Annotated in this window: 19 protein-coding genes; 16 read left to right on the top strand and 3 right to left on the bottom strand. The window is 45.6% G+C overall.

The window, feature by feature from the left end:
- Positions 1–298 precede the first annotated feature (298 nt).
- Positions 299–889, bottom strand: coding sequence for a riboflavin synthase (locus tag ACZIX4_RS15195; protein ID WP_463336490.1), 591 nt, complete (start codon positions 887–889; stop codon positions 299–301).
- Positions 890–940: 51 nt separating this feature from the next.
- Here ACZIX4_RS15195 and pdxA point away from each other — a divergent pair, with 51 nt between their 5' ends.
- The 14 genes from pdxA to ACZIX4_RS15125 all read left to right on the top strand — a co-directional run bounded on the left by pdxA (position 941) and on the right by ACZIX4_RS15125 (position 22127).
- On the top strand, positions 941–2005 hold the full coding sequence (gene pdxA, locus ACZIX4_RS15190) for a 4-hydroxythreonine-4-phosphate dehydrogenase PdxA (protein ID WP_463336489.1): 1065 nt from the start codon (positions 941–943) through the stop codon (positions 2003–2005).
- Between the two features lie 117 nt (positions 2006–2122).
- Positions 2123–2665 carry a YceD family protein gene (locus tag ACZIX4_RS15185; RefSeq protein ID WP_463336488.1) on the top strand — a complete coding sequence of 181 codons (543 nt, stop codon included), beginning with the start codon at positions 2123–2125 and terminating at the stop codon, positions 2663–2665.
- 9 nt (positions 2666–2674) lie between these two features.
- Positions 2675–2869, top strand: coding sequence for a 50S ribosomal protein L32 (gene rpmF, locus ACZIX4_RS15180; RefSeq protein WP_463336487.1), 195 nt, complete (start codon positions 2675–2677; stop codon positions 2867–2869).
- A 176-nt stretch (positions 2870–3045) separates the two neighbouring features.
- A complete protein-coding gene (locus ACZIX4_RS15175) occupies positions 3046–4044 on the top strand; it encodes a beta-ketoacyl-ACP synthase III (protein WP_463336486.1) in 999 nt (332 codons plus the stop codon).
- Positions 4045–4080: 36 nt separating this feature from the next.
- Complete coding sequence (accB, locus tag ACZIX4_RS15170; RefSeq protein WP_463336485.1) at positions 4081–4569, top strand: acetyl-CoA carboxylase biotin carboxyl carrier protein; 489 nt, start codon at positions 4081–4083, stop codon at positions 4567–4569.
- A gap of 86 nt (positions 4570–4655) precedes the next feature.
- A complete protein-coding gene (accC, locus tag ACZIX4_RS15165; RefSeq protein ID WP_463336484.1) occupies positions 4656–6008 on the top strand; it encodes an acetyl-CoA carboxylase biotin carboxylase subunit in 1353 nt (450 codons plus the stop codon).
- Between the two features lie 270 nt (positions 6009–6278).
- Entirely contained in the window at positions 6279–6647 is a 369-nt protein-coding gene (locus tag ACZIX4_RS15160; protein ID WP_463336483.1) for a hypothetical protein, read from the top strand.
- Between the two features lie 194 nt (positions 6648–6841).
- A complete protein-coding gene (locus ACZIX4_RS15155) occupies positions 6842–13450 on the top strand; it encodes a T9SS sorting signal type C domain-containing protein (RefSeq protein ID WP_463336482.1) in 6609 nt (2202 codons plus the stop codon).
- Positions 13451–13886: 436 nt separating this feature from the next.
- Positions 13887–18053, top strand: coding sequence for a fibronectin type III domain-containing protein (locus ACZIX4_RS15150; RefSeq protein ID WP_463336481.1), 4167 nt, complete (start codon positions 13887–13889; stop codon positions 18051–18053).
- A gap of 389 nt (positions 18054–18442) precedes the next feature.
- Positions 18443–19456 (top strand): sensor histidine kinase, encoded by a 1014-nt coding sequence (locus tag ACZIX4_RS15145; RefSeq protein ID WP_463336480.1) that lies wholly within the window; start codon positions 18443–18445, stop codon positions 19454–19456.
- Positions 19453–20211 (top strand): LytR/AlgR family response regulator transcription factor, encoded by a 759-nt coding sequence (locus ACZIX4_RS15140; protein WP_463336479.1) that lies wholly within the window; start codon positions 19453–19455, stop codon positions 20209–20211. The genes ACZIX4_RS15145 and ACZIX4_RS15140 overlap by 4 nt, the downstream gene beginning before the upstream one ends.
- Positions 20212–20333: 122 nt before the next feature.
- The gene (locus ACZIX4_RS15135; RefSeq protein ID WP_463336478.1) at positions 20334–21077 is read left to right on the top strand and encodes a hypothetical protein; all 744 of its coding nucleotides are present in this window, start codon (positions 20334–20336) and stop codon (positions 21075–21077) included.
- A gap of 18 nt (positions 21078–21095) precedes the next feature.
- Positions 21096–21467: a hypothetical protein gene (locus tag ACZIX4_RS15130; RefSeq protein ID WP_463336477.1), complete on the top strand. Its 372-nt coding sequence runs from the start codon at positions 21096–21098 to the stop codon at positions 21465–21467.
- Positions 21468–21713: 246 nt separating this feature from the next.
- Complete coding sequence (locus tag ACZIX4_RS15125; RefSeq protein WP_463336476.1) at positions 21714–22127, top strand: hypothetical protein; 414 nt, start codon at positions 21714–21716, stop codon at positions 22125–22127.
- Here ACZIX4_RS15125 and ACZIX4_RS15120 read toward each other — a convergent pair.
- The gene (locus ACZIX4_RS15120) at positions 22124–23707 is read right to left on the bottom strand and encodes an FMN-binding glutamate synthase family protein (protein WP_463336475.1); all 1584 of its coding nucleotides are present in this window, start codon (positions 23705–23707) and stop codon (positions 22124–22126) included. The genes ACZIX4_RS15125 and ACZIX4_RS15120 overlap by 4 nt on opposite strands.
- Positions 23708–23900: 193 nt before the next feature.
- Between ACZIX4_RS15120 and ACZIX4_RS15115 the strand changes: the two genes are divergently transcribed.
- Positions 23901–24350, top strand: a complete 450-nt coding sequence (locus tag ACZIX4_RS15115) for a hypothetical protein (RefSeq protein WP_463336474.1) — start codon at positions 23901–23903, stop codon at positions 24348–24350.
- Between the two features lie 163 nt (positions 24351–24513).
- The gene (locus ACZIX4_RS15110; protein WP_463336473.1) at positions 24514–24981 is read left to right on the top strand and encodes a hypothetical protein; all 468 of its coding nucleotides are present in this window, start codon (positions 24514–24516) and stop codon (positions 24979–24981) included.
- Here the strand turns inward: ACZIX4_RS15110 and ACZIX4_RS15105 are convergent.
- Complete coding sequence (locus ACZIX4_RS15105; RefSeq protein WP_463336472.1) at positions 24978–25547, bottom strand: hypothetical protein; 570 nt, start codon at positions 25545–25547, stop codon at positions 24978–24980. The two genes, ACZIX4_RS15110 and ACZIX4_RS15105, sit on opposite strands and share 4 nt — an antisense overlap.
- Positions 25548–25596: the final 49 nt, after the last annotated feature.

The following is a 25596-nucleotide window of genomic DNA, read 5'->3' as shown; positions in this document are numbered from 1 at the left end:
AATAAACAAAGGCTGCCTACGGGCAGCCTTTGTTGTTTTTGTTAGTGTACCTTGCATTTCGAACGCTGCGCTGCGGAGTTAAATTTCCATGGCTAAATCTCTTTTAAGATTACAAATGATTATGCTCAAAGGGGCTTGGTGGTTAAAATTTATCCCAATTTATAGTCGACTTCGACAAGCTCAGTCTGACTATAAATTGGGATGAATTTTTTGATGAGATTAGAGTCTGTAATAGTAAGGCTGAGCTTGTCGAAGTCGGCTATTACAGACTTTAATTTCTTTTAATGGGCTTTGAAAATTACTTCCTCAAACCATGCAGCCTTGCTACATATTTCCCCACCACGTCAAATTCCAGGTTTACGGTAGTGCCCACTTCAAAATGCTTGAAGTTGGTATGCTCGTACGTGTACGGTATTATCGCTACGCTGAATGAATGCTCTTTAGAATTCACTACAGTAAGGCTAACCCCGTTTACGGTTATAGAACCTTTTTCTATAGTAATGTTGCTCTTGGCCGGGTCGTACTCAAAGGTGAAGTACCAGCTGCCGTTTGCCTCCTCTACGCTTACGCAGGTGCCGGTCTGGTCTACGTGGCCCTGAACGATATGTCCGTCCAGGCGGTCACCCAGCTTCATAGCGCGCTCCAGGTTTACCTGTGTGCCGGTGTCCCAGCTGCGCAGGTTGGTTTTCTCCAGGGTCTCCCTTATGGCGGTTACGGTATAGCTGTCGGCATCAATAGCCACCACGGTAAGGCATACGCCGTCGTGTGCCAGGCTCTGGTCTATTTTCAGTTCGTGGGTAATCGGAGAGGTAAAAGTAAAGTGTATGTTGTCGTCTTCACGCACTATGTGCTTAATTGTGGCGGCGCTTTCAATTATTCCTGTAAACATGCTGATTTATTTTCTAAATTTGTAACACCAAAATTAAGCATTACTATTATCATGGCAAAAAAGGCTGAAAATGTTATTGTGGGTATTTCTATAGGCGACCTTAACGGGGTGGGGGCAGAGGTGCTCCTGAAGACTTTTGAAGATGCCCGTATGCTGGAGTTTTGTACGCCGGTTATTTTTGCCAACGTAAAGATACTTTCCTTCATAAAAAAAGCGTTAGGGTTGGAGTGTAACCTCCATGGGATTGATAAGCTCGACCAGATGGTTGTGGGCAAGATAAACGTGCTTAACGTATGGAAGGAAGGTGTGAACCTCGAATTCGGTAAAAACGATGATGCAGTGGGGTCGTATGCCATAAAATCGTTTACGGCTGCTGTAGATGCGCTGAAGCATAAGCAGGTTGACGTGCTGGTTACCGCGCCGATAAACAAATACAATATACAGAGCGAGGAATTTAAATTCCCGGGGCATACCGATTACCTGGATAAGGAACTCGATGGCGATGCGCTGATGCTTATGGTGAATGACGGCCTGCGCGTAGGCTTGCTTACAGACCATGTTCCGGTGAATGAGGTTTCGGCACACCTTAACGAGGCGCTTATCTTTAAGAAGCTGCATACGATTAATAAGACCCTTAAGCAGGATTTTAAACTTAATAAGCCTAAGATTGCTGTGCTTGGATTTAACCCGCACAGTGGCGATAACGGTGTTATAGGCCGTGAGGATGAAGATATAATAAAGCCTGCGCTTAAAAAACTGTTCGAGGAAGGTGTTATGGTATTCGGGCCGTTTAGTGCCGACAGTTTCTTCGGTACAGGGCAATACGAGAAATATGATGCTATAATAGCAGCCTACCACGACCAGGGGCTTATACCGTTTAAAACGCTGTCATTTGGCAATGGGGTTAACTATACTGCGGGGCTTTCGGGCATACGTACATCGCCCGATCACGGAACTGCTTATGAGATAGCGGGTAAGGGTGAAGCCGACCATAATTCGTTTAAAGAAGCGGTATACCTGGCACTGGATATTTACCATAACAGGGAGGAATATAGCGAAATAAGCAGAAACCCGCTGAAAGTGAGGGAAAAGCAAGAAGAAAAAAAATATTCATAACGGTTTTGGATTTGCAATAATTTTATATCTTTGCACGCTCAAAACTGTTATTACTAACAGGTTGCGGCACTGTTAAGCCGCAGTTACAGGAAGTATAACAGTAAAAACTGGCAAAAAATGAAACTGAACAAAGAGTTTTTAATTCCGTTTGTGGGGTTAAAGCAGGGAAAACACCAGTTTGAGTTTGATATTAATAAAACGTTCTTTGATCACTTTGAATTTGACGAATATAATAACGTCAATGTAAAAGTTAACCTTGTCCTTGAAAAGAAAAGCACCATGATGGAGCTTACCTTTAAGCACAAGGGCTTTGTAAACGTGCCTTGCGACATAACTAATGAGGATTTTGACCTGCCGATAAAAGGCAAGTTGTTTCTGGTAGTGAAGTTTGGCGATGAGTTTAATAATGATAACGATGAAATACTGATACTGCCGCATGGTGAATACCAGGTTGATGTGTCTCAGTATATTTACGAAATGATTGTGCTCTCGGTTCCTACAAAGCGTATACATCCGGGTGTAAAGGACGGAAGCGTGGGCGGTGGCGTGCTGGATAAGCTTGATGCGCTGGCCCCGAAAGAACAACAACAGGTAAAAGAAGAAAAAAATACCGACCCCAGGTGGGACGGCTTAAAGAAACTATTAACGGATAATAAATAATATTGCAAAATGGCACATCCTAAGAGAAAGACCTCGAAAACCAGAAGAGATAAGAGAAGGACGCACTACAAAGCTGCTGTACCTCAGATTGCTACATGCCCGGTAACCGGCGAAGCGCATCTGTACCACAGGGCTTACTGGCATGAAGGCAAAATGTACTACAGGGGCCAGGTAGTTATAGACAAGCAACTAGCAGAAGCATAATTGCTGAAAGTATAGGGTAAAACTCTCACTTAGTGGGAGTTTTTTTGTTAAACGGCCGTTTTTAACAGAGGCGGCTTTTTTTAGCCCCTGTTTGTAAAAAAATTTGTAATTTCCACCGCTTTTCGGTGGCAGCTTTGCTGCGGCTGAAAAGTATTGTATATACTTATTATAAGATTATGGGTAAAATAACAGCCGCCATTACCGCTGTGGGGTCTTATGTGCCTGAATACAGGCTTACAAATGAGATACTGGAAACTATGGTTGATACCAATGACGAATGGATAACCAGCCGCACAGGTATTAAGGAAAGGCGTATACTTAAGGATGCAGATAAGGGCACTTCTTATCTTGCTATTAAAGCTGCTGAAGATCTTATTAAAAAAGCGGGTATAAACCCCGAAGATATAGATGCTGTTATTGTGGCCACTGCCACACCAGACCAGCCGGTAGCGGCTACTGCTGTATATGTAGCTACTAATATAGGTGCTGTAAACGCTTTCGGGTACGATCTTCAGGCTGCTTGTTCAAGCTTCCTGTACGGTATGAGTACCTGTGCAGCGCTTATAGAAACCGGCCGCTATAAAAAAGTATTGCTTATAGGCGCCGATAAAATGTCGTCTATCATAGATTATAAAGACCGTGCTACCTGCATCATTTTTGGTGACGGTGCCGGTGCTGTACTTTTTGAACCGAACCATGAGGGCCTTGGCCTTCAGGATGAAATACTGAGGAGCGACGGTATAGGCCGTGAGTTCCTTCGTATAGAAGCCGGTGGTTCATTACTGCCTGCAAGCCACGAAACGGTAGAGCAGGGCAAGCACTTTGTGTACCAGGACGGTAAAACGGTATTTAAATATGCTGTGAGTAACATGGCCGATGTAAGTGCCAAAATTATGGAGAGGAACAACCTTACCCATGACGATGTTGCTTATCTTGTAGCCCACCAGGCGAATCGCCGTATTATAGATGCTACGGCGCACCGCATGGGTGTAGAAGACAGTAAAGTGCTGGTGAACATAGAAAGGTACGGTAATACCACAAGCGCCACGCTTCCGCTTGTACTGGCCGACTTTGAGCACCTGTTTAAAAAAGGTGATAATATTGTATTTGCTGCCTTTGGCGGTGGCTTCACATGGGGTTCTATCTACCTTAAGTGGGCTTACGATAAAAACTAAAACAAACTACTTATATTAAAATAAAAATCGGAACGTATGGATATCAGAGAAATTCAAAACCTAATCAAGTTTGTGGCAAAGTCCGGAGCCACGGAAGTTAAGCTGGAGATGGATGATTTTAAGATCACCATAAAAACTACTACCGAAGGTGCCGTTGAAGCAGCTACTGCTTACGTTCAGCACATTCCTGTAGCACAGCCTGCTGCTGCCCCTGTAGCTGCCCCGGCACCTGCCGCCGCTGCGCCTGCCGCACCAGCTGCTGCACCGGCTGACGATACCTCTAAGTATCTAACCATTAAGTCGCCGATTATCGGTACCCTGTACAGGAAACCATCACCAGATAAGCCTTCTTTTGTAGAAGTAGGCAGCACTGTAAGCAAAGGTGACGTGGTTTGTGTTATCGAGGCAATGAAACTATTCAACGAAATTGAAAGCGAAATATCGGGTAAAATAGTAAAAGTATTGGTAGACGACGCCTCTCCGGTAGAGTTTGACCAGCCACTATTCCTGGTAGACCCATCTTAATTATTTTAAATTTTGAATTTTGAATGATGAATTACGTCATTCAGAACATTTAAAATTTATAATTCATCATTTAAAATAAAAAAGAGATGTTTAAAAAGATACTAATAGCCAACAGGGGTGAAATTGCGCTGCGCGTAATACGTACCTGTAGGGAAATGGGCATAAAAACCGTAGCGGTATACTCTACTGCCGATGCGGAAAGCCTGCACGTAAAATTTGCCGACGAAGCCGTATGTATAGGCCCGCCGCCAAGTAACCTTTCTTACCTTAAGATATCTAATATTATAGCGGCTGCGGAAATTACCAATGCCGATGCTATACACCCTGGTTACGGTTTCCTTTCGGAAAACGCCCGTTTTTCTAAAATCTGTAAAGAACACGGCATCAAATTTATCGGCGCATCGCCAGAGATGATCGATAAAATGGGAGATAAGGCTACTGCCAAAGCTACCATGAAAGCTGCCGGTGTACCTTGCGTACCGGGTTCTGACGGTATTATAGAATCATATGAAATGGCCGAGAAACTTGCTGTAGAAGTAGGTTACCCTGTAATGCTTAAAGCCACTGCCGGTGGTGGTGGTAAGGGTATGCGTGCCGTATGGAAGCAGGAAGACCTTCGCAAGGCATGGGATAGTGCCAAGCAGGAAGCCGGTGCTTCTTTCGGTAACGACGGTATGTATATGGAGAAGCTTATCGAAGAGCCCCGCCACATTGAAATACAGGTTGTGGGTGATGCTTACGGTAAAGCATGTCACCTGAGTGAGCGCGACTGTTCTGTACAGCGCCGTCACCAGAAGCTTACTGAGGAAACCCCTTCACCGTTTATGACCGATGACCTGCGTGAGAAAATGGGTGCTGCTGCTATTAAGGCCGCAGAATTCATCAGCTACGAAGGTGCCGGCACGGTAGAGTTCCTTGTAGATAAGCACCGCAACTTTTACTTTATGGAAATGAACACGCGTATACAGGTAGAGCACCCTATTACCGAGCAGGTTATAGACTACGACCTTATCCGCGAGCAGATACTTGTTGCTGCCGGTGTGCCTATCTCAGGCAAAAACTACCTACCGCAGCTGCACTCTATAGAATGCCGTATTAATGCTGAAGACCCGTATAACGATTTCCGTCCGTCTCCGGGCAAAATCACTACCCTGCACATGCCGGGTGGCCACGGCGTTAGGCTTGATACCCACGTATACAGCGGCTACACAATTCCGCCAAACTACGACTCTATGATTGCAAAGCTTATTACCACTGCCCAAACAAGGGAAGAAGCGATAAGCAAAATGAAACGTGCTCTTGATGAGTTTATCATTGAGGGTATTAAAACTACAATACCATTCCACCGCCAGCTTATGGACGAACCGGCTTATGTAGCTGGTGACTACACCACTAAGTTCATGGAAGGTTTTAAAATGAACCCGAAAGAGGAAGAATAATACAGGAAGCCCTTGCGAAAGCAGGGGCTTTTTTTATGATGTTACGGAGCTTTACTCACGTGCTGTCATTGCGAGGAACGAAGCAATCTCATAATGTAGCATCTGATTTACCGAATAATGAGACTGCTTCGTTCCTCGCAGTGACGATGGGTGTAGCCCGCGCGTATGGTATGTATGATGTTTTGGTAAAATATGCTGGCCAATTGTGATGATGCTTTGTTTACCCGTGAAAAATTTGTATCTATGCCTACAGTAACCAATAGAATAATTATGAATACTAAATTGTTTAAGAAAGCCCTTTTTACAGGCATACTTACATTGTTGTTTGCAGTAACCGTTTCGGCCCAGGAAGCTGCTAAGCCGGAAGACGGTGCAAAGGCCCTTACATCGTATATGAAGGAGAAATTCACCCTGAATGACGGGCAGTATACCAAAGTGCTTAGTGTTAACCTGGCGTTCATGCAAAAGACCCTTGAAAATAATACTAAGACAAATAAAGTAGAGAAGCTTAAAAAGCAAAGGGCGATTGAAGAAGAAAGAGATACCAAGCTTAAGTCAGTGCTTAGCGATGACCAGTATAAGCTGTACGTAGCCACTAAGGCGCAGGACCGCAAGAAGATATCGGAATATTACCAATAAGTTGCCCAGCCCTGACCTATCAGGGCTTTTTTGTTAAGTTAAAGTAAATCAAAGTTTTCGTTTCCGTGTGTTTGTTCATAATTAGTTAAATAGTAATTAAGCCACATGTAATATAGCGGTCGTTCCTTCGCATGAAATTTTAAGATTTGTTTTCTTAGGATTGCCAAAGACCAAGGAACTTAACATCGCTCAATATGGAAAAAACGATTACTTTTTTTAGAAAGAAGCGGGGCATACAAACCAACACAGTTTTACGGGTGTTGTTTGCAGCCTTGTTTTTTATGTCTGCCGGGGCATTTGCCCAGGTTACGTATTCCAGTGCATCAAGTACTGCCTGGTTAACTGCGGGCAACTGGACGGGTGGTGCTGTGCCAACAGCTTCACAAATTGCCCAGTTTGGGTTAGCTCCGGATTCAAACGCAACTGTAGGGATTAATTTTAATGGTACTACAAATGCAGGTGTTCAGACAAATGGACAGAAAATTCAGGAAGTAGGGGCTGTGGAATTAACCAGTGCAAGGACGAAAGGCCTTACAGTCAGTAACTCATCAGGAACCGTAGGTGCATCAGGTACTTTTCGTCCCCTGGGTATTACGGTTAATGGCATAGCTAACACCATCTTTACAAATAACAGTACTTCAACCTTTACAATTGCTTCGGGTGCTCAGGGTATGGTCCTGGAACTGGGTAACGCTACAACTAACGTAGTTAATATAGGCAGTACGGGTAATATAGTTATTTCGGGTAATATTATAGGTACGGGCAAGCAAATGACTGTTAATTTAGGCAGTTCGGGAGATTTGCGTTTGTCAGGTACAAATACTTTTACGGGAGGTATTTTTGTAAACTCTACAGGTACGGGAAGGCTTAGGATAGATGCCACAACGGCTCTTCCTACCACAGGTACTGTAAGGATTAATACTGCCGGTGTAATGCGTTTTAACGTGTCGGGTACCTATGGAGGTACTTCACAGGCGCTTGAATTTAACCCTGGCCAGGTTGCGACACCTGCACTTGATTTAGGCGGGTCGGGCATTGCAATATGGCAGGGTACTGTAAATTTACTTGCAGATACACGTATAGAGCCTTCAGGAAGCGGCAACCAGATTACTTTTTCAGGTAACGCTACAGGTTCAGGAAACCTGATTAAAGCGGCTGCCGGTACACTGTTACTGTCTGGTACAGGAAATAATCTAACAGGTGCAACTACAATAGGTAACGGTATCTTTACCGTAGCAAATGGTTCATCTATGGGTACAGGCGCACTTAGCCTGGCGCAGACTTCTACAAATGCTACTACAGTAAACCTGAACAATACTGCACAAACTATAAGTGCGCTATCTAGTTCATGGACTGCAACAACCGGTACTATAGCACAAACACTCAACCTGGCTACAGGCCATATACTTACTGTAAACCAGTCAATAAATACAACATTTGGCGCCGGTGCAGTGAGTACTCTTGCTGCAAGGATTGCAGGAAACGGTGGTATTGTTAAAAACGGTACAGGTACACTAACGTTTACAAGTGCTAACACATATACAGGTACTACTACAGTATCGGGTGGTACACTAAGCCTTGGTGTTGCCAATGCTCTTTCAGCTTCTACTAATATTGTGCTAAACGGCGGAACATTAGGTACTGCTACAGGTTTTACACAATCTGTAGGTACACTTACACTAAGTGCTAATTCAACTGTTGCACTTGGCGCTGCATCACACACTCTTACCTTTGCAGCAAGCAATGGCACAACATGGGATGGTACAACACTTACTGTAACAGGTTGGACAGGTACTGCGGGTGCGACTGGTACTGCGGGTAAAATATTTGTAGGTAGTTCTGAAAGCGGATTAACTGCTGCCCAACTGGGAAAAATATCATTCACAGGTTATCCGGGTCACGCGGCTATACTAAGCACAGGTGAAATTGTTCCTGAAGTTGTTCCGGTTATTTCATATACAGGTACACTTGCTGCCCTTACTACAACCCAGGGTGTGGCTTCTACAACAACTACCTTTGCTGTTTCAGGTGAAAACCTTACAGCAGGTATCAGCATCAACCCTCCTGCAGGGTTTGAGGTTTCTACTACAGCTGATTTCTCTTCAAACGTAGGCACTAATGGTTCACCTATTACTGTAGGTGCTGCCGGTACACTGGCTTCTACTACTATATATGTTCGCCTTTCGGCTTCTGCCCCAGTAGGTACATATTCAGGCAACATCGTTGCATCAAGTACAGGTGCAAGCAATGTAAACATTGCTACTGCTTCAAGTACGGTTGCGCCATTCCAGTTTACAGTGGGTAACATTGTTGTACTAAAGGTTGGTACAGGAAGTGCAACGCTTAGTAATGCTGCAACACCGGTATACTTATCTGAGTATACTACAAGTGGTGCAGCAGTATATACACTACCGGTGCCTTCTGCTACAGCGGGTAACCGTTTAGTAATGAGTGGTACTGCTACATCTGAAGGGCAACTTAACCTTTCAGGTAATGGCCAGTACCTAACCATTGGTGGTTATGATGCTGAAGCAGGTATTACCGGTGTTGTAAATACAACAGCCGCAGCTACAAACCGCGTTGTGGCACGTGTTGCTGCAAACGGACAAATTGCATTCACTTCACTTGGTGGTTCAGCGTATTCAGGAAACAACATACGTTCGGTAACCACACAAGACGGTTCACGCTACTGGACTGCCGGTGCAAACGGTGGTATTTTTACTGTTGAAAACGGTAGTAGTACTGCGGCAACATTGGTTTCCTCTACAACAACAAATAACCGTATGGTATCAATTTTTGATAACCAACTGTATTACAGTACAGGTTCTGGCGGTAGCCGTGGTATATATAAGGTAGGTACAGGTTTGCCTACTGCAGCTTCTACGGTTTCTACAAATACACTATCAACGTCTGGAAGCAGCAGCCCTTATGCTTACGTGCTTATAAATCGTGGCGGTAATAACAGGAACATGTATATTATAGACTCAGGGGCAGGTCTTAGTAAATACTCATCTACCGACAGTGGAGCCACATGGAGTGCCCAGGGTACTGTAGCTATTGCAGATGGTACCGGCCTTGCTGCACGTCTTGTAGGCACTGAGGTAGAAATATATGTTTCAGCTCCCTCAGCAATTAGTAAATTAATAGACGGTACTGCTTTTGACAGTACTATTACAGCTTCATTTACGGCAATTGCCACTGCAGCTACAAACACTGTATTCCGTGGTATCGCTTTCGCTCCTACATTAGTTGCCCCGGTGGTTACCAATACCAACCTGGAAATTGCAGGTGCACTTAACCAGCCTATAGCTGATTATGCTATTATAGCAATTAACGCCCCTGCAAGCTATAATGCTACAGGCCTTCCTGACGGTGTTACCGTAAACACCCAAACCGGTGTTATAAGCGGTACCCCTCAGCATGCAGGTACCTATACAATTAACATTTCGGCTACTAACACAGCCGGTACAGATACTAAGGTACTTACACTTACCGTAGCCAAAGGCGACCAGCTAATAACATTTGATGCGCTTCCTGCTAAGGACGTTGACGATGCTGATTTCGAACTTACAGCTACTTCGGCTACTTCGGCCATAAACCCTATTACGTACACCAGCTCTAACGAGGCCGTGGCTACCGTAACAGGTAGTACAGTACACATTGTAGGCGTTGGTTCTACAGTAATTACTGCTTCGCAGGCTGCTAACAGCGACTACAATGCTGCACCTTCGGTACAGCAAACACTTGTGGTTACTTCTTCGAGCCTTACAAGCCAAACCATTACTTTTGATGCCCTTACAGACCAGGTATATGGTAACCCAACATTTGAACTTACTGCTACGGCCAGCTCTGGCCTTGACGTAACCTATACAAGTGCTGACCCTACTATCGCTTCTGTAACAGGAAACGTAGTAACCATACTAAACGTAGGTACGGTAAACATCACAGCTTCTCAGGGTGGTGACAGTACTTATAACGCTGCTATAGATGTGGTACAGCCGCTTACTATCCTTGCCAAACCGCTTACCGTAACCGGTGCCGCCGTTACCACAAGGGCATACAGCAGTGGCGTTGTTACAGCCACCATAACAGGCGGTACCCTTGAAGGTGTTATATCACCGGATGCAGTAACCCTTGTAAACAACGGTGGTACTTTTGCCGATGCAAATGCCGGTACAGATAAGCCAGTTACTTCAAACTTTACACTTACCGGTCCACAGTCTGACCGTTACACCGTAGTACAGCCTGCACTAACAGGTACAATTACTAAGGCGAACCAAACCATAACGTTTGCTACGTTCCCGCTGAAATCTACGATAGAGCCGGTTATGACGCTTACTGCGTTCTCTACAACTTCAGCTGTTAACCCGGTTACCTACACCAGCAGCAACCCGCTTGTTGCTACAGTAAGCGGAACTTCACTTACTATTGTAAGCCCTGGTTTTGTTACCATTACGGCTTCTCAGGCTGAAAGTGCAAACTACAATGCTACCAGCATTGCCCAGACATTGACTATACAAGAGGGTATATACCTTAACCAGTTTACAGGTGCTTCTGCCTGTCCTACAAACGGTAACATAGCTGTTACTGCCGATAATACTACAGGTTCAGATGTGTCTCGTACTACAATTACGTGCCAGTCTACAGGTAACGTGTTTAACTCTACAACACTAAACAACACAGCAGCTGTAAACGAAACTTCGTATATAGAATTCAGCGTTGTGGCCGATGCCGGTTATAAACTTAACCTTACATCGCTGTACATGATGCGCCAGGGAAGTAACTCTGCGCCAAACCAACTGGAAATACGTTACAGTACTGATGATTTTGCTACGTACAGCAGCTTTACAGCTTCTCCGTCAATAACTTCATCTAATGCTCCTACTGCGCCTGCAGCATACACACTTTGGGATTTTGCCGACTTCAGCACTGAGCTGGGCGGTACAGTAACCTTCAGGTTATACCCATACGGTACACAAAGGGTAGATGGTACAGGTAGTTCTGCAACTTCAGGTACCTTCCGTATAGACGATGTTACAGTATTTGGTACTGCTACAAAATGCTACGACTGGACCGGTGCTGTTAGTACAGACTGGCACGATACGGCTAACTGGTGTGGTAGCGAAGTGCCTACAGCTACTTCTGATGTAAACATACCGGTTACAGCTAACAATCCTGTAATTGGTACTGGTACCGGTTATGCACATAATCTTGTGATAGAGCCAGGCGCTACAGTAACCGTAAACACAGGTGCTACACTTAATGTAGATAACGTACTTGATGTAGATGCAGCTGCTACCCTAACCGTGCAGAATAATGCAGCCCTTGTACAGGGTGCTGCTACAGTAACCGATGCTAACAGTGGTATCATTACCCTATATAAGACCAATAACCCGCTTTACAGGTTAGACTATACACTATGGTCGTCTCCGGTAACCGGCTGGTCACTGTACAACTTCTCTCCGGCTACTTCAAGCACCCGTTTCTACGAGTACAAGTTTGAAAACGACTTCCAGGGCTACTGGCCGGTAGATTCATCTACACAGTTTGCCAAAGCAAAAGGTTACCTGATCCGTATGCCAAACGTAATTGGCGCTGACCTGCCGGGTACTACCAATGACCTTGTTACCACCCCTGCCGAATACATAGCAGGTACTGATAATATTTCTTTCAGCAGTGGTTTTACAGGTGCTCCTAACAACGGTACCATAACCTATCCGCTAAGCACACAGGGAGGCCTGTTTACCGCAGTGGGTAACCCTTATCCATCGCCAATAAATATAGAGGCGTTCTTTAACGGCGATATAGATGCTGCTACAGCAGGTATACAAAGCAACAACACGGTGCTGGACCTTACTACAGGTATCTACCTTTGGAGGAAACGCAACAGCAGCGCTAACTCATCTTACGCTACACTTAGCCTTGCAGGTTTTGTGTCTAACCCTGCCACAGGCGGTGGTTCAGACCAGGCAAGCTTCTTTACAGGTGAAAGTAGCAACTGGACACTATCTCAGGCACAGGGCTTCTTCGTGAAGACACTTCCGGGGCTTACAAATCCGGTTGTAACCTTTACAAACAGCATGCGTCGTGGAGCACAGGGTGCATCGCAAAGCTTCTTTAAGTCGGCGGGTAACAGCGCTTCACGCCTGTGGCTAAACCTTGCAGCCGAAAACGGTACTGTAAGCCAAACCATGGTTGCGTATACCAATGCAGGTACCCTTGGCCTTGACTACGGTTATGATGCTGCTAAATTTACCGATGGTAACAGCGTTGCCTTCTATTCGGTTGCTGAAGCTACACCGCTTGCCATACAGGCAAGGCCGGGCTTTGAAGCTGCCGACGTAGTGCCAATGGGCTTCACTGTGCCAAATGCAGGTGCTTTTACTGTGAGCCTTGACCACGTAGACGGTATATTTGCCGATGGGCAGAAGATATACCTGAGGGATAACCAGGAAGGTATCATCCACAACATGGAGAACAGCTACAGCTTCAGTGCTGAAGCAGGTACTTTTGAAGGCCGTTTTGATGTGATATACACTACAGAGGCGCTTGGTACAGACAACCCTGCACTTGAGGGCAACAACGTAATGGTATATACCGAAGATAAAGTAATAGGCATCAACAGCGGTAACGCCATGATGAACAACGTTACCATCTACGACATCCGAGGCCGCAAGCTTTACAGCCAAGCGGGCATCAACAATACACAGGTTAAAATAAGCAACCTTAGCGCAGAGCAGCAGGTGCTTATTGTGGAAGTTGACACCGTAAACGGCAAAGTAAGCAAGCGTATTGTATTCTAATACAGTTTTGCGTAAAGCAAAATAAAGTATAAATCCATAAGTAAGCCCCACGCGATGCGTGGGGCTTCTTTTTTACCCTGAATGGGCCGTTTGTCACATACTGTCACAAAAAATACTCAACCGATTTCGTAAAGCATTGAAAATGAATGCATTTTGTGTTTTCGCGTTTTGGCGATATACTTCCTTAGATTTTTGCATTCTTCATTCTTAAAAATCGAAAAAATAACTGTTAAAAACATAGGCTGTTGAGAGGCGTAAAAAGTATTGGTTTTTTAGTGTTAATTATCAGTAAATCAAAATATTGTAAAAACAACGTCACATGAATTAGTGTAGCTGTCGCTTTATTTAAAACCCCGGTTTTTAATGCTTCTTTTGTATTTTATTTAACATTGTTGTCGAATAAAAAACATTCTTTCTGTTAAATAAAACCATAATAATGAAAAAATTTACTACTGCTTTGTTTTTGCTGCTTGTTTTTTGCACAAGTATGCGGGCGCAGGACTGTTCCCCCGGTTCTCCGCCTTATTATTTAGATTTTGAATCGGCTTCGCTGCCCGCACTACCGGAGTGTACCACAGGCGATGCCGCATGGACCACTACTGCCGCACCCGGCTACGGCTTTGACAACAATACCCTGCAATATACCGGTACAGAGGAAACTGCCGATGCCTGGTTTTTTACCAAAGGCGTTCAGCTAACACAGGGACAGGCATATAAAGTTTCGTTTAAGTACGGTAATGATACCGCTTCGGCTACGGGCCAGCTTCGGGTAGCCTTCGGGCAGGATACCAATGCCGGTGCCATGACAAATACTGTTATTACCCTTAACAATATCACAGGAGCAAGCGCTGCAAATTCATCAAACGGGCCCATATACATAGGCGCAACGGGTACCTACTATTTTGGTTTCCATGCGCAGTCGGAAGGAGGGCAGGGCAACCTGCTTGTAGACGATATTGTTATAGAACCGTGGACCTGTAATACCGTAACGGGTGTTACCATGACAGATATTACCAATACCACCGCAAGCATCAGTTGGGATGCCGTAACCGATGGCAACACGGTACAGTTTTACCAGTACTGTTTTGTGGCTGGTACGGGTGCAGCGGTGCCGGGCCCTACTACGGGCGGCACTACCGGCAGCAGCTACATGCCGCTTACGCCGGGTACTACCTATACTGCCTATGTACGCACATTTTGCAGCGGTACCTGGGGAGACTGGGTAGGCACTACCTTTACCACTACAGGCTGTGCACCGGTAGCTAACCTTAGCGTATCTGATATTACATATACAAGTGTTACCATAAGTTGGGATGCCGTAACCGGTGGCACCATGGTATATTTCTACCAGTATTATTTCACCGAGGAAGGTAACGGGCCAAATGCCGGGCCGGTAACCACTACCACCAGCGCTTCGAGCACCAGCTTTATGCCGCTGAATCCGGGTACTAACTATACCGCCTACGTGCGTACATTTTGTAGCGGCGGTGTATGGGGCGATTGGATACCTGTAAATTTCACAACCCTTTCGTGTGATACGGTTTCGGGGCTCCAGGCAAATTCGACATCAGCCGATGCCATAACCCTTTCATGGGATGCAGTTTCGGGTACTGTGGAATCATACACTTACGCCTATTCTGAAACCGATGATGTAGATACGGCAATAACCGATACCACTACCGGTACGTCGGCAAGCTTTAGCGGGCTTACGCCGGGTGCTACCTACTATTTTTGGGTGAAAACCAATTGCAGCGAAGAGTACAGCAGCGGCTGGGCTTCGGTAAGCAAAATACTGGGTTACTGCACGCCTGCGCCTACCAGCCAGGACAATATGGGTATCATCAACTTTACATTGGGTACTATAAATAACAGTACCGGCACCGAAAGTGGTTACTATGGTGACTATACTTCGCTTTCTGCGGAAATAAACCAGGGTACTGCTAAAAACTTTAGCATTACGTACGGAACCGGTTTCAGCTACGGTACCAAAGTGTGGGTAGACTGGAATAACGACTACGATTTTGACGACGATGGAGAGCAGTTATATTATGCCCTTTCGGCAGCGCCAAACCCTTCATCGCTATACGGAACCATAACCGTGCCTATAGATGCCACACTGGGTGCGCACCGTTTAAGGATAGGCGGTACTGACGAAGACTCAGGTCCGGACAGCCCGTGCTATTCGGGTTCGTGGGGTTCGTTTGAAGACTATACCCTTGTGGTTACCGAAGCCCCTGCGTGCTTTACCCCATCGGCACTTGTGGGTATAGGCTATGTCGATGGCACTGCGCAACTGAGCTGGACTGCCCCGCAATATGGCAATACCCCTGCAGGCTACGAGTATGTGGTAAGCACATCTTCGGCCATGCCTACCGGCAGCGGTACCTTTACAGCAGATCCTTTTGCTGTCTATACCGGTATTACAGGTGGTACTAACTACTATCTTTTTGTAAGGACAGACTGCGGCACCGGTGGCTATAGCGACTGGGTGGCTTCACAGTCATTTTCATATATCCTGGGCGATGTTTGCCAGTCGGCCATAAGCCTTGACGGATTAACAAGCCCTTACAGCAATGTTACAACAGGCCTTAACAACAACAGTACGCCTGCATGTGCATACATGTCATCGGCCCCTGATATGTACCTTTCAGTGACCGTGCCGGCGGGCTATGGCATTACCCTGCAACAGAGCAACAATTTCGACTCGGCTGTAACGGTATACTACGGCAGCTGCAATGCACTGAACCTGATAACCTGTTTTGACGACCCGGATGAAACCACAGTAAACTGGATAAATACAACAGGTGTAGACCAAACCCTGTACTGGATAGAGGATGGGTACTTCAGCTTTTCAGGTATGTTTACCCTTAACTGGAGCTTTACTGCGCCTACCTGCTTCGACTGGACGGGTACTGTAAGCAGCGACTGGAATACCCCGGGCAACTGGTGTGGTGGTGCTATACCTACAGGTGCTGTAGATATTACAGTTTCTGAAACCGATAACAACCCTGTTATTTCATCGGGTACGGCTTATGCACACAACCTTACAGTGGGTGCGGGTGCTACGCTTACTGTAAATACGGGCGCTACCCTTAGTGTAGACAACATACTGTCTGTAAACCCTGCAGGTGCTTTAACCGTACAGGATAATGCTGCACTATTACAGGGTGAAGGTACGGTAACCGATGCCAACAGCGGTGCCATTACCTTCCATAAAAAGAGCAACCCGCTGTACAGGTTAGATTATACCATGTGGTCGTCCCCGGTAGGTGGATGGTCGCTTTATGATTTTTCTCCTGCTACGGCAAGCAACCGTTTCTATGAATACAAGTACGAGGATGGTATGGATGCCTACTGGCCTATAGCTTCGTCAACAGTGTTTGATGCTGCTAAGGGTTACCTTATCCGTATGCCAAACGTACTTGGTGCAGATGTAACCGGTAGCACTAACGATGGCGCTACAACACCTGCCGAATACATAGAGGGTACAGACGACTATTATTTTGACGGTACTTTTAACGGCGCCCCGCACAACGGTACTATAACCTACCCGCTAAATACCGAAAGCAAACGCTATACAGCGGTAGGTAACCCATATCCGTCACCTGTAAGTATTGAAGAATTTTTTGCGGCAAACAATACGGTTATAGACATAACCTCGGGCATTTACCTGTGGAGGAAGCGCAACAACAGTGCAAGCTCGTCTTATGCTACGATTAACCTTTCGGGCTTTGTGGCAAACCCTGCAACAGGCGGAGGCGCTAACCAGGCAAATTTCTTTACCGGAGACAGTGCAGACTGGACACTGGCACCGGGGCAGGGCTTTTTAGTAAGGACACAAGCCGGCCTGTCATCGGCTACGCTTACCTTTACTAACAGCATGCGTACAGGTGCTACGGGTACTACCCAGGGCTTCTTTAAGTCGGGTGGAAATACGGCATCGCGCCTGTGGCTGAACCTTACTGCCGATAACGGTACTGCCAGCCAAACTATGGTGGGCTATTTTACACAAGGTACCCTTGGCCTTGACTACGGCTACGATGCCATAAAACTGACGGACAACAGTATACTGGCGTTCTATTCATTAGCTGAAGAAGCATCCCTTACCATACAGGCAAGGCCGGGCTTTGAAACGGCAGATGTGGTGCCAATGGGTTTCACTGTGCCGGAAGCGGGTACATTTACGGTAGCCCTTGACCATGTAGACGGTGTATTTGCCGACGGGCAAAAAATATACCTGAGGGATAACCAGGAGGGCATTATCCATAACATGGCCAATAGCTATACATTCAGTAGTGAGGCCGGTACGTTTGAAGGGCGTTTTGATGTGATATACACTACCCAGGCCCTTGGTGCAGAAAACCCTGTACTCGATGCTAATAAAGTAATGGTATTTACTGAAGGTAATGTGATAGGCATTAACAGCGGCAATGCCATGATGAACAATGTAACGATTTACGACATACGAGGGCGCAGGCTTTATGCCCAGAACGGTATCAACAATACACAGGTTAAGATAAGTAACCTTACTGCTGAGCAGCAGGTGCTTATTGTGGAAGTTGACACGGTGAATGGCAAAGTAAGCAAACGCATAGTATTTTAATACGGCTGTTTTTTAAGTTTAGCTAAATCCCAAGAAGATGAGCCCCGCCCACCGGCGGGGCTTTTTTGTGCCTGCTCATTTCGCATATTGGCAGTTTCATGTAAAAAGTTGCGCAGGCTGAATTACATAATAGCTATTTTTACAAAGGCTACATACAATTGTTGTTTAAATTTTACCACTAAGCGCACAAAGTTTACTCACAAGGAAACACAAAGTAAGGGGCTGTTCTGCCGTAGGCGGGAGCACACAAAGCTTTGTGTACTTCAATCACAATAATTGGGATTGTAGTTTTTGTGAAAGCTTTAAGTATTAGCTTCGTGGTCTTCGTGAAAAGCCTTTGTGGACTTAGTGGTGAAAAAACATTATAAAAAAGTATCGTAATAAGGGATATGGAAAAATACAGGTTAGGCACCGGGGCTGTTATCTCGCTTTTTATGGGTTTGCTGGCTTTTTTGCCGGTTGTGGCACAGGAGCGTGATATCAGCACCATAATCATAGTGGTAAACGTGATTACCATATTCCTGTACTCGTTTTGCTGCTGGGTGTTTAACATGTTCCTTATAGCATCGGGCAAATTGCCGAAAGAACTCAACAATACCGTTCTTAAGCTGCTTATCAGCTTTGCTGTGGCATTCATGGCATCTTACCTGCTGCTGTATGTAGTGCGCGACCACTTCGGGCCTGATACGCTTTTTTCGCTCCGGCAAAACTTCCGCCCGCGCCGCCTTATTAGTGCCACCATGTTCAGGGGCAGTTTTGTAAATGCGTTCCTGTACTTTTTGGGTTATATCCTGCACCTCAATACCCAAAACCAGCTGGCCCTCATTGAAAATGAAAAACTAAAACACGAAAACCTGGAAGCACGCCTTTTTGTACTCAGGCAGCAGCTCAGCCCACATTTTCTGTTCAACTCACTTGGCATCCTTAACACCCTTACTGCCGATGCCGCCGTGCAGAAATACATCATACAGCTGTCGCACATATACCGTTATCTTTTGGCAGGGCACGAAAACCATCTGGCGCTGCTGCAAAAGGAAATGGAGTTTATCAATGCCTACCTGTACATTGTGCAGGAACGTTTTGAAACCGGCCTGCAAGTTAATTTGGATGTAAATCCCACATTGCTCGATAAAAAACTGCCCCCGGCTGCTTTGCAATTGCTGATAGAAAATGCTATAAAGCACAATGTGGTTTCAGAAGCCGAGCCACTGGCCATACACATTTACACCGAAAAAGGTTATATTGTGGTAACCAATACGCTAAACCCCAAGCTGAACGAGTCGCCTGAAGAAGGCGGTACGGGGCTGTACAACATAGCCGAACGTTACAGGCTGCTTTCGGGCGGGAAGATTATTATAGAGCAAACCAATACACATTTTACCGTAAAACTGCCGCTGCTATGACAAGCGTACTCATTATTGAAGACGAGGTAAAAACCGCACGCCACCTGGCCCGGCTTATAGAAGCCGACGGCGATTTTACCGTGGCTGCCATAGTGCCGTCGGTAAAAGGGGCAGGGGAGTGGCTGCAACAGCATACGCCCGGGCTTATATTTAGCGATATACAGCTTGCCGACGGGCTTAGTTTTGAGATATTCCGGAGGGTGCCGGTACAGGCCCCGGTAATTTTCTGTACGGCCTATGACCAGTATGCTATTAATGCTTTTGAAACCAACGGTATCGACTACCTGCTGAAACCCATTGAAATAGAAAAGCTGCAAAAGTCACTGCAAAAGTTCAGGGATATGAAAGCACTTTTTGTACCAAAGGACAACTATGCCGAAAGGCTGGGCGACACCCTGGCAAAAATGGGAGGCAGCTATAAAACCAGCCTGCTGATTCACCACCGCGAACGCATCATCCCGCTAAAGCTGGAAGATGTAAACTTTGTGCATGCCGAAGCCGGGATTGTTACCCTGTACGTGAAGGGCGGTATGCGCTACCATGTAAACCATACCCTTGAAGAACTGGAAGGCATGATGAACCCACAGCTGTTTTTTAAGGTGAACCGCCAGTTCATCATCAACCGTAAGGCTATGGACGGCGCCGAGCATTATTTTTCGCGCAGGCTGCTGGTACGTATGAATGTGCCCACCCCTTGCGATATTATAGTAAGCAAGGCACGTGTGCAGGCATTCCTGATGTGGATGGAAGCCTGAGGTTATCCATAGTAGCCTGTGTCCCGTTCATATCGGTAAATGTCCTACTGGTGTTGTTTTTGTTAAAATGGCGAGATATAGTTGGTACATTTGGGTATAACAATTAAAAAAAATAAACAATTATGATACAGTTAAAAGATTTTACGAAGAAAGCCCTGTTGCCTGTGGGCCTTATACTGGCGGCTACCATGGTATCGTGCAGCGACGATGAAAACAAAAGTACCGGCGTAACCCAGGCCGATGCTGCCGATGCTATTGAGGCATCTGTTTCGGCAAGCAGTAACGGTGTGGCGAAAATGGCTACCGAAGCCAGCACTGTTGCCGAAGACCAGGATGTGTATACCTATTCGCCACAGCTGGAATGCGGGCAGCAATATACTGTGTCTTATAACCCTACCTACACCGGGGCCAATTATACATATGACTACAGTGGTACACGCAATTACCTTATAAGCTGTACCGGTGCCGGTGTGCCTGAAACATTTGCCTACTCGGCTTCGCTTGAAGGTACTTACGAAACCCCGCGCATGCTGAGTGATGACAACTCCACTTCATCACTTACAGTAACCGGCCTGGCGCCTTCATCGGCTACAGCCACCATAAACGGTAACTACGTAAGGAACGGCTACCAGGAAAGCAAGGTGCGCCTTATGCGCCACTTTAACAGTGTAATTACCATCAACCTTAGTAACGTAACCCTTGATAAGGAAACCCAAACCATAAGCGGCGGTACGGCCAGCGTAACCATGACCGGTACCGGCAGCCTGGGCGGCACATTCAGCTATAACGGCAGTATTACTTTTAACGGTGGTGGCACAGCTACCCTTGTTATAAACGGCACCAGCTACTCTATAAACGTAAACTAACAATAACAACAATACACTATGAAACTATTTAAGACCATACAGCTGTTTGTAGCGGCTTTTTTGATCACAGCGTGTGCGGCTAATGCACAGGAAAAAACATCGGAAGGTGTACAGAAAATAACCGATATGATGAAGGAGCAGCTGAAGCTGAGCAACGACCAGTACGCGAAAGTATATGCCGTAAACGAAGACTTCCTTACGCAGGCTAAGGCTATGAAAGAGTCCGGCGCAGGCAGGAAAGAAAAAATGCAGCAGTTTAAAGACCTTGATGCCAAACGTGACGAAAAGCTGAAAGGTATACTGAGTAAAGATCAGTACGCTTCTTTTCTGGAACATAAAAAAGAAAACCGCCAGAAGCTGAAAGAATATTTTAAAGACCAGCGGGGGTAAGTATCTCGTGACAAAAACAAAGCGATATATAGTCGGGCTGAACCCAATTATATATCGCTTTGTTTTATTATAGAATTTTTCAGGTACCGTCACTGCGAGGCACGAAGCAGTCTCATTATTGATAATGGATTTGCCTTATGAGATGGCTTCGTGCGTCGCCATGACTGTATTCAAGGTTTTTTTATGCTTTAACAAAACCGCCTTAACTTTTTTTACGTATGTAGTTTCCTATAACTCAACCTTACTATGGACACTACAGATACCCCGTTACTTTTCAGTAACAGCTGTGGCAAACTGTTTACAGGCAGTGTAGTGTTTGCCACGGCTTTTAAAGAAACCGAAATCAGGCTTGCCGATATTAAAAAGGCACGCTTTTCATGGCATTTTTCACGTGCAGGGCTGGCATTTATGTTTTTGCCGCTGCCGTTATTCATTATACCATTCCACTTTCCAGAATCAGACAGGGGATTACAAATCCTCATCTGCCTGCTGGGTGCATTGTTTGTACTTTTCTCGGCATATAGCGTCAGGCGAAAATATCGGCTACGCATTGTGCTTAAAAGCGGGCGTACCCTGCAATGGAATGTGTGGCAGGGCAACCAGAAAGATACCCGCCAGTTCATTTCAAAGCTAAACAAACAGCTTACTACAGCTAATTAAAAACGTTCGGCCGATGCTTTTTTCCAGAAGTAAAACATATCGGTAGGTACACTGTGGCCTTCCAGCATGCAGCCTACAGCAGGTTCTGGGTAGGTTTGTGCATAGGTTTTTATGGTAGTACGGTCGGTACGCATACTCACCACATCACGCCCCACATCGTCGGGGTGTGCTATACCTGCCGAAGCCATAAGTTCCATGGCGGCCTTCACTGTTTCGTGCTGGAAACGTGCTACGCGTACGCTTTTTTCTTCAGGGACAAGGCCTTTTACCAGTTCAGGGTCCTGTGTTGCTACACCGGTAGGGCAGGTGTTCAGGTGGCATTCCAGCGCCTGTATGCAGCCCAGGGCAAACATCATCCCACGAGCCGAGTTACAAAGGTCGGCACCTATAGAAAGTGATTTTATAATATCAAAACCGGTAACAACCTTACCGCTGCAAATAATCTTGGTTTGCTCCTTCAGGTTAAAGCCCACAAGGCAGTCGTATACAAAGGCTACGGCATCGCGCAGCGGCATACCCACGTGGTCGCTGTATTCCTGAGGGGCAGCACCGGTACCGCCTTCACCACCGTCTACGGTAATAAAGTCGAGGTAGGTTTTGGTCTGCACCATGGCTTTGCAAATAGCAATAAATTCTGATTTGTTACCAATACATATTTTGATACCGATAGGCTTGCCACCCGATCCTTTGCGCAGCAGCTGTATAAAATCCATCAATTCCAGCGGGGTACTGAATGCCGAGTGGAATGGGGGAGATACAATATCCTTGCCTTTGCCCACGATACGTATAGCGGCAATTTCGTCGGTTACTTTTTCTTTTGGCAAAATACCACCGTGGCCCGGTTTGGCACCCTGGCTGAATTTTATCTCAATCATCTTCACCTTGTCCAGTACGGCACGTTTGGCATACTCATCATAACTGAAGTTGCCCTCACCATCGCGGCAGCTAAAGTAGCCGGTACCGATGTTCCATACCACATCGCCGCCCGGTTCCAGGTGGTAAGGCGATAGCCCGCCCTCACCGGTATTGTGGAAAAACTTGCCCATTTTAGCACCGGTATTTAGTGCTATAATAGCGTTTTTGCTTAGTGAGCCGTAGCTCATGGCACTTATGTTATACAGGCTGGCCTCATAAGGCTGGGTACACTGTGCCGAACCTATGCGCACGCGCGGGTTGTCGTTAACCTTACTGAAAGGCAGGGCGCGTATGCTGTGGTTTATCCATTCATAGCCCTCATTATACACATCGAGCTGGGTACCGAAGGGATTAGTGTCGGTTTCTTTTTTACTGCGCTGGTAAATAAGGCTGCGCTGCAGGCGGTTAAAGGGTTTGCCTTCCAGGTCAGTTTCTATAAAGTACTGGCGTATTTCGGGGCCAATAGATTCCAGTACGTAGCGCAGGCGCCCCAGTAGCGGAAAATTCCTTCTGATGGTTTTTTTGGATTGATACATGTCGTAAAAGCCCATAACGATAAGCGGCCCGAAAATCAGCAGCAGCAGTGCCGACTTACGGTCGATAAACGTTAATAAGGCAATTACCGAAAGGCTGGTTAGGGTAAATAGCAGGAAAATTTTTCTCATGTCGATTTGATTGCGTAGTCTTTGCTACAAAAATAGGGATTTATCCTTGTTGTTTTTTTAATGTTTGATTAAGTGTTACAGTGTTGAATTTCAGGAAAATAAATTTTTTTATGCAGAAAAAACGTTCAACAAAAGTTAATTGTTAACTAATTATTAAAAAAATTATTAAATTTGAGTCCCCAAAAAATAGAAAATGTATACTGACAACAAAGAGGTGTTTGCGAATACCTGCGGAAAAATCTTCCAAGACCGCATCATCCTTGCTACGCACAAGGAGACCATTATCCCTTTTAGAAGCATTAAGAGTATTTCTCTTAAAAAAGAATACGACAAGGCCGGGCTGTTGTTTACCTGCCTGCCTGCCACATTATTGGCACTCCCGTTTATTTTTACCAATGAAACCACTGCCATACGTGCTGGGTTTGCTGTGCTGGGTGCACTGGGTGTTACCATTTGCGCCATAAAAATCAGGCCTGCTTACAGCCTGTACCTGAAGACCAATAACGGACGTACGGTGAAGATAAAAGTATGGGAAGGTAATAAGAAAGAAGCCCAGAAGTTTATTGACAAGGCCACATCAATGATACGTAATGCCAAAACAAAACCTGAAAAGGAGTATGCCGGAAAACCGGTTATAGCCTAACGGGAAGCCTTGATTTTACTGCAATTAACTGATATTGGAATTTTTATATAAAATATAGTTTCCCTTCATTTGTGAAGGGGAACATTTGTTATTTTGTTGTTAAATGTTTCGTTTAAGGTGTAAGGACTTACTAATTTCGTCCTTACCAGAAAAATAAATTGCCATGAAATCAATCCTTAATCCACTGTTTGCCAATACGTGTGGGAAAATATTCCGCGACCGTATAGAGCTTGCCTCACACAGGGGCGACAGTGTACTGTACCGTAGTGAACTGGCCGGTGCAGAAGTAAAAAGCAGCCTTGTGCCAAAGGAAATCATACTATCCTGCCTGCCGCTTATATTCCCTGCACTGTCTTTCTTATTAAACCCCGAAGAAACAACACTTAGGTGGCTGTTTATTGTAGCGGGTGTAGCCACTACTGTACTGCTGTTGTTTAAGGCAAGGAGGAAGCATACGCTTATAATCCATCTTGCAAACGGAAAAACCCGCCGAAACCGCATACATGCCGGTAATATTATGGATGCCCGAAAGTTTGCCAAAGAGATAGAAAAAATGGTGCACTCTGATAAAACAAAAGGCCCCGAACAGCATGCTGCCGGAGCCGTAAACCATATTACCGCCGAAATTTAAAAGCTGTAGCCTATCCGCGCATGCAGGTCTAAGGCTACACCTTCTTTGTTTTCATAATACTTTTTATCATTGCCCAGTAAGGCATAATAGCCTATACCTATACCGGCCTCATAATTAAAATTACTTTTACCGATATTGCGCCTTATTCCCCATTTCGGGATAAGGAAAAAGTGTGTTGCCATTTTCATATCGTCGTTAGACGAAACCACCAAAACACCCGGATTGCACCGCACTGAAAGCGTAAGGAAATTTGCTGCGTTTTTTTCGGTATTCCTGCCTTTATTGGCACGTTTTGTTATGTTGTAGTAATACCTCGGCTCCAGGTTTATTACCGGCGCAAGCCCCCAGTCAGATTCGCTGCTGTTTACAGAAAACCCGGCATCAAGGCCTATCTCAGTGCGTAATGCCCAGCGTTGACTAAGGCCGTACTCGTTATTTACATAAGCGCCTAAAAAACCGGTTTGCACATTAAACATAGATTTTTCAACTGTGGCCTCCTGCGATTCCTGCGCGAAGGCATTGGCGGTTAACAGCATTGCCAGCGCACCGAATAAAAGTTTTTTCATTAATAATTGATATAAGGTTGTGTAAAAAATAAAATTCCCGCCCCGTAAA

The sequence above is a fragment of the Flavobacterium niveum genome (assembly GCF_055231775.1).
Note: the sequence above shows the minus strand (reverse complement) of the source record. Positions and strands in the feature narration are given on the sequence as shown.